The 10,123-nt window shown below is 45.9% G+C and carries 11 protein-coding genes and 1 tRNA gene; 9 read left to right on the top strand and 3 right to left on the bottom strand.

What is annotated here, in order from left to right:
- Both AAFP11_RS28535 and AAFP11_RS28530 read left to right on the top strand, forming a co-directional pair.
- A partial coding sequence (locus tag AAFP11_RS28535; protein ID WP_341740058.1) for a PEP-utilizing enzyme occupies positions 1-150 on the top strand: 150 nt, incomplete at its 5' end.
- Between the two features lie 90 nt (positions 151-240).
- Positions 241-312 (top strand) — tRNA-Thr (locus AAFP11_RS28530).
- 271 nt (positions 313-583) lie between these two features.
- Here the strand turns inward: AAFP11_RS28530 and AAFP11_RS28525 are convergent.
- The 3 genes from AAFP11_RS28525 to AAFP11_RS28515 all read right to left on the bottom strand — a co-directional run bounded on the left by AAFP11_RS28525 (position 584) and on the right by AAFP11_RS28515 (position 4,819).
- Positions 584-2,053, bottom strand: a complete 1,470-nt coding sequence (locus AAFP11_RS28525; RefSeq protein WP_341740057.1) for a bifunctional DNA primase/polymerase — start codon at positions 2,051-2,053, stop codon at positions 584-586.
- An 11-nt stretch (positions 2,054-2,064) separates the two neighbouring features.
- Positions 2,065-4,527: an ASCH domain-containing protein gene (locus AAFP11_RS28520; protein ID WP_341740056.1), complete on the bottom strand. Its 2,463-nt coding sequence runs from the start codon at positions 4,525-4,527 to the stop codon at positions 2,065-2,067.
- A gap of 76 nt (positions 4,528-4,603) precedes the next feature.
- On the bottom strand, positions 4,604-4,819 hold the full coding sequence (locus AAFP11_RS28515; RefSeq protein WP_341740055.1) for a hypothetical protein: 216 nt from the start codon (positions 4,817-4,819) through the stop codon (positions 4,604-4,606).
- Positions 4,820-5,734: 915 nt separating this feature from the next.
- Here AAFP11_RS28515 and AAFP11_RS28510 point away from each other — a divergent pair.
- The 7 genes from AAFP11_RS28510 (at position 5,735) to AAFP11_RS28480 (ending at position 10,049) form a co-directional block, all read left to right on the top strand.
- Positions 5,735-6,604 (top strand): DUF4339 domain-containing protein, encoded by an 870-nt coding sequence (locus AAFP11_RS28510; RefSeq protein ID WP_341740054.1) that lies wholly within the window; start codon positions 5,735-5,737, stop codon positions 6,602-6,604.
- A gap of 289 nt (positions 6,605-6,893) precedes the next feature.
- On the top strand, positions 6,894-7,037 hold the full coding sequence (locus AAFP11_RS28505) for a hypothetical protein (protein WP_341738722.1): 144 nt from the start codon (positions 6,894-6,896) through the stop codon (positions 7,035-7,037).
- 9 nt (positions 7,038-7,046) lie between these two features.
- Positions 7,047-7,442 (top strand): hypothetical protein, encoded by a 396-nt coding sequence (locus AAFP11_RS28500; RefSeq protein ID WP_341738721.1) that lies wholly within the window; start codon positions 7,047-7,049, stop codon positions 7,440-7,442.
- Positions 7,412-7,723, top strand: coding sequence for a hypothetical protein (locus AAFP11_RS28495; RefSeq protein ID WP_341740053.1), 312 nt, complete (start codon positions 7,412-7,414; stop codon positions 7,721-7,723). Before AAFP11_RS28500 ends, AAFP11_RS28495 begins: the two co-directional genes overlap by 31 nt.
- Before the next feature lie 579 nt (positions 7,724-8,302).
- Positions 8,303-8,539, top strand: a complete 237-nt coding sequence (locus AAFP11_RS28490; protein ID WP_341740052.1) for a hypothetical protein — start codon at positions 8,303-8,305, stop codon at positions 8,537-8,539.
- Positions 8,540-8,791: 252 nt separating this feature from the next.
- On the top strand, positions 8,792-9,445 hold the full coding sequence (locus AAFP11_RS28485; RefSeq protein ID WP_341740051.1) for a hypothetical protein: 654 nt from the start codon (positions 8,792-8,794) through the stop codon (positions 9,443-9,445).
- A gap of 118 nt (positions 9,446-9,563) precedes the next feature.
- Positions 9,564-10,049, top strand: a complete 486-nt coding sequence (locus tag AAFP11_RS28480; protein ID WP_341740050.1) for a hypothetical protein — start codon at positions 9,564-9,566, stop codon at positions 10,047-10,049.
- Positions 10,050-10,123 lie beyond the last annotated feature (74 nt).

Below are 10,123 nucleotides of genomic sequence, written 5' to 3'. Positions count from 1 at the left end.
GGTTTGCGTTTGGGCGTACCGGTGATGGTGGGCGTGAAGAATGCCACCCAGGTGATTCGGGACGGCACTATGCTGACGCTGGATATGCAGCGGGGTTTAGTTTATTCCGGTGCCAGAGGTGGCGGGACTGACGGCGAACTGGATGTTTGATGGCTGTTCTGAGTGATGAGTTGTGGGGTTTGAATTCTACAACTCATTGCTTTTTGTCTGGCGGTTGTGCTAAGGTTATTAATTGTCTGTGCCGATGTAGCTCAGGGGTAGAGTATTCGATTCGTAATCGAACGGTCGTGGGTTCAAATCCCACCATCGGCTCTGGGTTTGGGCGATTTCCTGTGATGGGTGATCGCGGTTTTGTCTCAAAACTGTCTCAAAAACGCAGCAAAATCGCCCCGAAACCCCCACCAGAGGTTTGGTGAAAGTGTCCCAAAAATGGGACACTTTTTAACCGTGATCGTTTTTGTCTTTCCTTGTTCCGGTTTTTTTTGGAAAAGTTTGGCTAACTCTTCAGTCCTCCAAATCCCCCAAATTCAAGAATTGATAAGAGAACCTTATCCTCTAATTCCCCCCGAAAAACTTTTTGCACCTATAACTCCCGCTTATCCAAAAACTGCTTGATTTTTTTTCGGCGGACTTTTGCTGCAACAAGGCGGTGGTCTAACAGGTAGACTTTGCAATGCGGCTTCCACCAGTCCCCTTTGAGGAAAAGCAGTCCTTCCTCCTGGCAGAGTCCTGGGGGCAAACCCTTGACTTGCGGAATTTTTTCCAGAAGCTGTTTTCCGACTAGCGGCACCAACTCCTCACGGAAATTCCTGACAGGGGAGGCTTTTAACCGGTAGCGGTTGGAAAGGTGGCGGCTCACAGTCGCGGTGGAAATTCCCCGCGACTGTGCGATCGCACCGTGACTGCCTCCGTAGAAGCGGAATTCCGAGCTGCAATAGAAAAACCGATCGCTCTTTCCCAGTACCCGCGCCGGATAGCCACAGGTGTGCAGATCGCTCGGTTTGACTATTTCAGTCGGAGTTTGCCCAGGGTCCAAGCCCTGAGCTTTTATTTGCTCGACTTCCTCTAGCCTTTGACGGTAGAGAGAGGCTCTTTGCAAATTTTGGGCTTCCACTTCTGTAGCGATTATGTGGATGTTAGCCAAATCATCAATATTTATGGCCGCGATCGGGCCGATTTTTTCTATCCCGGCAAGAGCGATCGCTTTTTCAAAACTGCTGTAGTAAACAGTTACCCAGTCCCCTGACTGCTTGTAATCTCGAATTAAGCCAGATTTTTTCGCGGAGCCTAGTTGTCTTCTGACGTGACCGATACTGCGGCCAAGAATCCTACTTGTCGCCAGTAGGCTAAATTTCCCAACTCCCGAACCTTTGGACTTGCCTGCGTGGTTCAAGCGTGAAGTGTCGGACCGACGGGCTAAGAGCCAAACCGCTAACTGGCGGCCAAAGCTGGCAAAAAGTCTAGCTGGGAATCTTACCAGATCTAAGTCTTCTGGACTTGTGTACTCGCTATGCCAGTTTTCGCATACTTCAACCAGCCAGTCGGGAACCAACACCGGGGGATTTTTTAGTGGTGAATTTAGCCAGCAGTAAGGTTTGCCAGTGTCCGGGTGCAGACTTGGTGGCAAAACGCTCTGCGTTCCCAGCCACCGAAATTCTAGGCACTCCCCTTTCCCGTCCTGGTCTGTAACGCCGGTGTAAATTTTTCGGTTTCTTAAGCGGCTCCAATCTTTCTCTGGTACCGAGAAAAGGACTTGTTTCCTACCAGGACGGCCGCTAGTCCATGCGGTGGTCCTGGTAAACTCTGCTAGGCTGTTTTCTCCAGCTAATTTAACTAAAAGATTGACCGCAGATTCCCCGTCAAAATCGACTGCTAGCAGTCCGTTTCCGAGCTTCAGCCCGATGCCGGTGGCTTTCCCACTTTCTAGCTCGGCTAGTATTTCTAGGCGAACGTATTCGTGGGTGGTCCAATTTTTTTTATACGGCCGCTTGCCTTTAACCGGGACAAGAGGCCAGTCGTCAGGAATTGATAGCAGAGTTGGTAAAGTTTGCACTGGTTTCTCCGCTAAAAATCTAAAATTGTTAGCTTTTTAACTTCCTCAGACACTGTGCGTTTTTGAAGTTCCCCGTCTTTAAAGTATTTGACCCAGACTCCGGGAATCCCTCCTGATGAAAAATTAATGCCCGCCACTTTCCCGAAAATCATTGGTTGCCTGTGGTGACACACAGTTTGACCTGTCTTGAATTCAGTTATTAACTCTAAATCTTCTAACTTGCTTTTTAGCGAGGCTAAGTTTCTAGTTTCCCTTTCTGTCGGCTTCTTTGACTTCCCTTTTTTGATCACGTCGTTTAACTCTGTTAGCCGTTCTAGAGTTGCAGACCTTTCCCGTTCTATTGCTCGTTTCAAGTCTTCAGACAAACCATTCTCTTGGTTGCTTGTTCTTTTGAGGAACTCCTCTACTAGCGGCTGTTTTCTTATCACGCGAATAAAAGTGGAGTAAACCGCAATTCTCTCCCCTTTTTTATTTTCTACGAGGACTTTGCCGTCAGGGGTATCTAGCTCGATTATTCTCATATCCTCGTCGTTGTCGCGAATCTTGACAAGGAATCCTACTTGTGGCGGACAAACTTCCCAAGGCTCTAAAGTGATTTTAGTTGGCGTGTTTTCTGTCGTTTGGTGTGGTTCACTATGAAGCGGAGGATTGTCTAGTTGGTTTTGTGGTGACTCTAGCAGTTCGATGTCACAATCTCCGGGATTCCAATCGTCTAAATTCCACTTCCACAAGCCTTGTTTGCCTGTTGCTGGAATTGGCCTGATCGCCCGAACATTCTCAAGCTTCCAAGCGTAGCGCCCAACTTCCCAATCGCCGCAACTTAGCTCTATATCAGGCTGGGTTCTCATGAAATCGGCATCCATCAAAATGCAATCGGTCAAGTCTGCGAGTGCAACCACTACACCCAAAGGAACTTCGACCTCTGGAATCCCCAACAAACTGATCAAGACTTCATCTTGCTCAAATTTTTTGCCCGCATGGATTGCGATCGGTCCGCGATAATTCGTCGGCCATGATCGAGTCTCATAATGCTTTTCACCTGCTGCAATGAGAGAAGCCCACGGCTGATGCAGGGTGATTGCTGTAAAGTATTTTTCCTCACTATGAAGCGGAGGATTGTCTAACTGGTTTTGTGGTGACTGTGTTAGCTCGATTCCACCTTGGCAAAGTTCCACCATTTCTACTATTGCCGACTCAGCCTCGACTAACTGCTCTTGTAACTTTTGGTTTTGTCTTCTTAGTTTTTCAATCTCTACTTCCGCATCTGTGTCTACCGCTGATTCTAATTTTGTGTGATTGGTTGGCAAGAATTGCGCTAAATTTTTAAATAAGTTGCTAGCAAAACTTTCCTTTTCCTGTTCTGGTAAAGCAATCAATTGAGCTATCAGCAAGCTGTTTAAGTCGGAATCTTTAACCAAAGACTCCACTACTTGTCCAGCAAACCGCTCCTCCCAATTCTTTACGAATTCTGCTGGTGTCCCACGGTGTGAGTAAGGCGTTAGGGTTAGTCCGGTTGGCCAGCGATTACTGTAGATTTTGTCTTCATCAGGAAAGTAGTAATAAGTGTTTTTTCCACTTTCCCAGACTAAATTTTCATCCCAACTTTTATCTTTGTAAGAATTTGTGTTAAAAGTCTCTTTCACTAGCTCTAACTCGGCGTAGGCTACGTCGATCGGCAACGTCACTCCGTCTAAAACTACTAAGGCTTTTTTTCCGGTTCTGTAGGTGTAAATTTCTCCCTGTCTCCCCTCTAAACCCTTGGCAAACAAGACGACCTTGTCTCCCTTGCTGGCAATACTGTCGTCTAAAGGGGTGGAAGGTTTTTCTGAATCTTTCAAAGCCCTTAATTCGTGAGCTTCAAAGCAAACTGGCTTGACTCCACTGTCGTCTAATTCGACATAGATTTGACCGAGTTTATCGACTTTTCTAACCGTTCCTCTGCTGGTTTTTGGTGTGTCCAGTGCCTCTACCCTTACGCCTTGACTAAAATTTTTTTGGATGGCACTTCTGTAGTGTTCTGGCTCGTTAGAAAACTTGTAAACTGCTAGTTCTAAGTGCTTGGTTGTGGGGTTCCTTTCTTCTGATTTTGCCAGCTTTTGTGCAAATTCTATTGCTTGCAACCTACTTCCTACCTCTGGCAGTTTCTTAAGTAGTTGGGCTTGCGGTCCGGTGATTTTTAGCGATACCGACTCGTCATACTGTCGCGCTACTTCTGCCTCTAGTTCGCTTATCACTTTCTGATTTTCAATAATCCGGTAAGCACTGGAGGTTGATTTGCCGAATTCTGTCAGGCAGTAGGATTCAAAGCTTCTGTAACCCAGTGCTTTGTAAGCTTTTCGTTCTCTTGCCTCCAAGAGTTTTGCACCCAGGTTGTCGAACCCGTTTTTTATGGCGACCGTTATCTCTTCAGCTTCTTTGGTATCCATTTCAGTTGCGGGCATCCGACTGGCTTTTGGCGTTTCTGTGGCTAGCATTTCTCTTCTTTTTGGTGGGGTTAATGAAGGGAAAGCGATCGCACTACAGGAGTGGATCGCGACAGGTTTTTGAAATCTATTTGTAGTCTTCTCGGTGAGGCAGAATTTGCCACCCTGGGGTTTCAATATTCGTCAAGTCTTCGCCAGTTGTCTGCACGTAGCAGAATTGACTGGCATCTGTTTGAGCGAAATAATTGCCTTTCCAGTGGATTACTTTCGGCAACTTGCGCACTTCCACGATTGCTAATTTGGTCGTCAAATCGTCAAAAACTAAGCTTATTTGTGTTTTCACTTGTTACTCCTAGGTTGAGAGGAAGGCGATCGCACGGAAGCTGTGCGATCGCGCAAAAAACGCTGTAATTTCTTCAATTCAAAAAACAATCGTCTTACCGCATGGTGTTACCTCACTACTGAAATCCCTGCGACCGCTTCCCGGTGGTGGCGGCTTGTCGGGGGGTGTTCGTTGGTTGCCCGTAGAAATCAGGATTGCTGGTGTCGAAATGGCACATAACCCGATTTGTGGTTTCCGCATTTTCACGGAATTATTTTTCTAGGTGGCGGGCTTGTCTACGTAAAAAGCGCAGACAAGAGATATCTTTGATTTGGTTGTGCTGTGGAGTTACCGGAACCGACCGTTTCTCGCTGCTCACGCTCATCAGGGCTTACAGGGCTAGTCGCGAAAGGGGTCTGCTGCCGGAAACTCTTATATTTGTAGTAGGCAGGCTGGTGATTGGCGTCCGCAGCCTGCCTACTTTGTTGTTTATGAGGCTAGTCAAATTAACAAGCTTTTTGCTTGTCAATTTGACTAGATATCAATATAATATGGTTACAGACATTAAAAGTCAACCAACGTTAGGACATTTCCCTTTGAGTACCTTTCTCCAACAAACAGGATTCTCTTACGAGCGACTAGCCGGTGCCATCTCCCATATTTCTGGGCAAGAGGTGTCTGCTAGTACGCTCCGTAGGAGGGCGAGAGAGGGGAGCCGAGGGTGGGAAAAGCTTGCCCTTAGTGGGGTTCAATGGCTTGCCTTGTGTCAAATTTGTGGGGTTCCACCCGAGAAGCTTCATGAGTTTGTTAGGTTCCCTGAAAAGTTTTTGCCTGTACAGAACCTTGAAAATTAAATAGTTAAAACCGGAATAGCCGGAAGCTGACATCCGATCGACCTAGTGGAACAATATTGATATCCCGTCGAATTGTTCCACTATGAATACATGGCCAAAGTGGCTCCCTTATCCTCTGTCTTGGATACGAGCCTTCAGCTTGACCTATATTTTTACGGCGCTAGTTTGGTCTCGATTTCCCTTCCAACACAGTGACAGCGTTGTTGCTGTTCTAATTGGAGCATGGGCTACCGTACCATTTCTGTTTACCTTTTTCCATTGGGTAATCTCGTCTGTGGCAAAGTTTTTGTTAACACATTTGCCTGCGCATCCAAAGCTCAACCCAGTCCGTCAATACCTAACTGACCGCTGGTCTGGTTCAGAACGATCGCACTGGAGGGAAGGATTGAACGCTTTTATCGTCAGTTTTGTCGCGTTCACGATCTCGTTGTTTGTGGTGTCTTACCTGACGCCTGTTCCCAGCAAAGTCGATGCTGACTACGCGCGTGGTTTTTACCTACTGAGAAAAAACTTACTTCGACTGAGAGTCGAACTCATTCCAATCGGAATGTTTTTGGTCTCAGCTTACCTGTATCAGTACGACCTATGGGCGCGGCACCGGCGGGCTGCAAAGTCTGTTGCCAAAACTAAAACTCCTGGACCTGGACAGAAAAAAAAGCGATCGCCCACAGGTAATTTGCCGGCCCCCGATCCAGTAGAGCAAGAACTTAATAAGCTCAAGGCAGAATCTGGGATAAATCAGATGAAAACAGTGCGGCGTGAAGTATCCTCGGTTCTCGATATTCCAGAATGGTACGTTTTTCGTAGTGGCAAATCTGAAGGACCTTACACCAAATTGCAATTGTTGGAAATTCAAGAAATCACGGCTCGAACGAAAGTGCGACGCGGGCTGACTGACTGGCGACGCGCCGCTGAAATCCCAGAATTGGAGACTTATCTCACCGAAAAATAAGTCTGGGAATCTTTGGCATACAAAGGTTCCCAGATTTTGTTAATCTCAACTGATTTTGCTCTTGGCCAGGGCAAAAATAATCAGAGGGGAAGACGGCCTCCCAATAAAAATGTCCCATTTTTGGGACATTTTTATTAACCAAGCTTATTGACAATCAAATACTGAGGTTCGCTACACGCCTCTCCAGACTTGCGGGTGACGCCGCAAGATTAACGCTCTAACCAAGCTACGGGCGATCGCTCTGGGTAGATCCGGCGATCGCCTTTCCTTACCAACCTCTGAATCTATTATGTCAAAAATCAAACTCAAAAAATACGAGCAGGCGATCGCAATCCTCCCTCGATGCAAGACTTTGGATCGATTGGTATTGTACGGCAACCTCAAAAAAATGGGCTATCGCTGGAGTGTGAGCGATCGTAGGTGGTGCTTGTGAGGTGATTTTATGTACGTCATTTCTCCTCGATGCGCCTCTTTTTTTGCAGCCGACAGCGAATATCCTGACTTAGAATGTGGCGAACTCGCAGCCAAGCGATACCTGCGGTTGATCTATTCTGTCGATTTTCGGTCAAAACTTGGTGGTAACGACCCCGACCTCGAAGGTTCGCCGTCTGCCAACAACGTCCTACTACCAACCAATGTGCTGACGATCGGGAGACGAATTACCCCAGCGCTCAGAACAAAAATCCTTCGGGCATTAGAGGTGTTTCCTACTAAAAGTGATGTCAGGGTTTATGAATTGTTTTTCGAGGTTAAATCTCGTGGTTTTGTGTACGACTACAAACGGAAAGTGTGGGAGTTTCAGACGAAATGGAAAAGCTTACATTTGAGCAAAAACTAAAAATTCGCGACTATTTTGACGATCCGAATTACCCACAACCTCACGGCGAGGTTATGGCAGTCCAATTACTGTCGGCAATGATTGCCTCTGGTAAATACGAACTCGATCAATATCCCAGGCTCGTTGAAGCTGCTATCCGATTGACGGGTATTTTGGTAGTTCAGCTTGACAGTCAAATGTGTGAATTACGCGAGTTAAGGGGTGAGTATCCAAAGCCTCCAGCCTCAGAGAAAGACGCGAATTTTGACGACTCTGAGGCTTATGACCCCATCCCCTTCTGAATACGAGAGTGATAGTGACAATGTAACCTAATATCTTCCTCCGTTTTTTAGAGAAAAGTTTGGTGGAGTTGTGTTCTCATGAAGTTTTTCTTTTTTAGTTTTTGTCACTCTCAATTAAAATGCCCCTGCGCTGATACCAACAGCCAGGGGCGGATCACCTTGATTAAACCAAGCAGGCGATATGACAAAGATAACATCCCCTCGACATCTTGATCTAAAAACTTTTAGATCTCTCACTAACTGGTCTGTGTACAAGATTGCCCGCGAAACGGATATCCCCTTACAGAGTCTGTACAATTACCTGAAAGATCCTACTGACCCCAAATACAGGGAGCAAAAGCCTTTTATAAAAAGGCTGCTGGGCATGATTTACTCTAGTTTAGATTCCTGAATAGACTAGCCCTCTCCTTTACTGGAGGGGGCTTTTTTGTGCCGATTTGAATCGATTCAGTTTCAGTTTAGTCAGCGACTAATAGTTTGTCACTGGCTAGTACCCTGTTATTCCGATCGTTGTTAGTTTTAATTTAAATCGATTCCAAATTGATTTTAAGTCAACAAACGGCACAAGGAACGGAGATTATGGATTTTGCGCCAATTAAGCCTCACTATCAGCTCTTTTTTGTTAAAATCAAAACTCAGCAAGCGCCTAACAAATCCTGTGTGGTCGAAGTGCCAGCTCGTACTTCTCAAGAGGCTGTAGAAAAAACAGTTAACGGTGGCGCCCGCGAAGCGGGCCGTTACGACTGGATCTCTATTACTTGTGGCAACGAAACAACTGAGCGTCCGCCACATTCTGGGGGCTGTCGCAAGAATTGATTTTTTTTTCAAAGGTCTGTGAGTTTCTTCAACCTTTTTTAGTTACATTAAGTTACTTAGCCCTCTCCTTTCCGGAGGGGGCTTTTTTGTGCCGACTTAAATCGATTCAGTTTCGGTTTAGTCAACGACTAATATTTAGTCACTGGCTAGTACCTTTTTCGTGACCACCTCTCTATTGTTAATCTATCGATTTGAATCAATTCAAATCGATTCAAATCGATTCAAATCTATTCATCAATAAGGAGTTGAATTATGGAGGCTGCAAGTATTGAAAGCATTGACTTTGGTGACGGTGACGGCAATGTGGCGGTAGTGGTTGAATGTGAATCGATTCATGAATCGATTCACCGGGAGAATGAATCGATTCACCAATGGGTGTCATCTGCCGAGGCCAAACATCGCCTTCGGATAAAAAATCAAGCAGAGTTTGTGCGAGCGATCGCTCAACTTACTGATGACCACCATATCCCTCAGTCAGTTTTGCGACGTGGCAGAGCGAGAAACACCGAATACTCTGAATTTGCGATCGCCTTGGTTGGTGCGCTCCCGAACGAGAAGGCTTTTAACAAACTGAAACGTGAGTATTTTGGCGGTACTGAACAAGTGAGCATAACTGCACCACTGAGGTTTAAGGAAAGTGCTGATAGCCAATTAGCTTCGTCTAGCTTGCAAATTGTGGGTTTACAGCAACAGGCTCAGTTAAGACTTCAGCAACTCCAGCAACTGTATGGGCAGTGGCAAGACGCAGAAATTGCTGAAAAATCCGCACAACAGAAAGACTCAGAAGCGCAGCAGGCGCAGTGGGAGTTAGAGTGCATTGACGAGGTTATGCGAGAGGAAATGTTTAAGAAAACTCGCAAGCGTGAAATCAAGCAAATGCTTAAAACTTCTACGGGGGCAGTTTGATGACTTGCCAAAAAACTCTCAGTAAGCAATCCACGCTGCTGTTGCCGATTTGAGGGCTGAAGGTGTCACAGATGCACGGGGAATTAATTGGTCAAGTTAAACATTTAAGGGATTAACAATGCTTTCGAGAGTTATTCAGCAAAACCCCCTTGCACAAAGGGTTGGGCAATTTTTCAATCAAACCTATTCTAAGTTTGGAGTATTGTCTGACGACGACGTTCGTGAGAGTTCGTTACAGGCCAAGGACGCGAAGGAACAAGTTAGAAAAGCCAAGATTTTTGCCAAAAATTTAGCAACAATCGAGGATTGCCAGAAAGAGATAGAGGAATTGGCGCTGGAGGCTATTAAGCACGGATTCAAAACCAACGAAGCAATTGTCAAATTTATTGCTGATGGTTTGCGGGCTGCGGGCAAACATGAAGCGGCACTCGCTTTCGAGCAAGCGAGTCTCAATCTGGATCTGAGCGTAATAAAAGCTGAAAGTACATCAAAAATCGGACTTAAAACCGTAGAGGCGCAATCCGAACTTGCACTCATCTTGAAGAAATATGGCATTAGACATCTCCCAAAAAGAAATAGTTTGCCGATCGCTCTTAAATTATAATGGAATTTTACCTCAAAAAACATGAGCCAGCTCCGAGAATATCTTGAAAAACATCCATCCGAGACTCAAAGAGT

This window comes from Microcoleus sp. CAWBG640, from assembly GCF_020883015.1.
GTDB lineage: Bacteria > Cyanobacteriota > Cyanobacteriia > Cyanobacteriales > Microcoleaceae > Microcoleus > Microcoleus anatoxicus.
The sequence above is the reverse complement of the archived record's forward strand: the minus strand, read 5'-3'. Positions and strand labels throughout refer to the sequence as shown.

Excerpts from the sequence above, each read along its gene's own strand:
- AAFP11_RS28520 (WP_341740056.1), bottom strand. The coding sequence starts at position 4,527 with ATGCTAGCCACAGAAACGCCAAAAGCCAGTCGGATGCCCGCAACTGAA.
- AAFP11_RS28500 (WP_341738721.1), top strand. The coding sequence starts at position 7,047 with ATGTACGTCATTTCTCCTCGATGCGCCTCTTTTTTTGCAGCCGACAGC.
- AAFP11_RS28480 (WP_341740050.1), top strand. The coding sequence starts at position 9,564 with ATGCTTTCGAGAGTTATTCAGCAAAACCCCCTTGCACAAAGGGTTGGG.
- AAFP11_RS28495 (WP_341740053.1), top strand. The coding sequence starts at position 7,412 with ATGGAAAAGCTTACATTTGAGCAAAAACTAAAAATTCGCGACTATTTT.
- AAFP11_RS28510 (WP_341740054.1), top strand. The coding sequence starts at position 5,735 with ATGAATACATGGCCAAAGTGGCTCCCTTATCCTCTGTCTTGGATACGA.
- AAFP11_RS28485 (WP_341740051.1), top strand. The coding sequence starts at position 8,792 with ATGGAGGCTGCAAGTATTGAAAGCATTGACTTTGGTGACGGTGACGGC.
- AAFP11_RS28505 (WP_341738722.1), top strand. The coding sequence starts at position 6,894 with ATGTCAAAAATCAAACTCAAAAAATACGAGCAGGCGATCGCAATCCTC.
- AAFP11_RS28490 (WP_341740052.1), top strand. The coding sequence starts at position 8,303 with ATGGATTTTGCGCCAATTAAGCCTCACTATCAGCTCTTTTTTGTTAAA.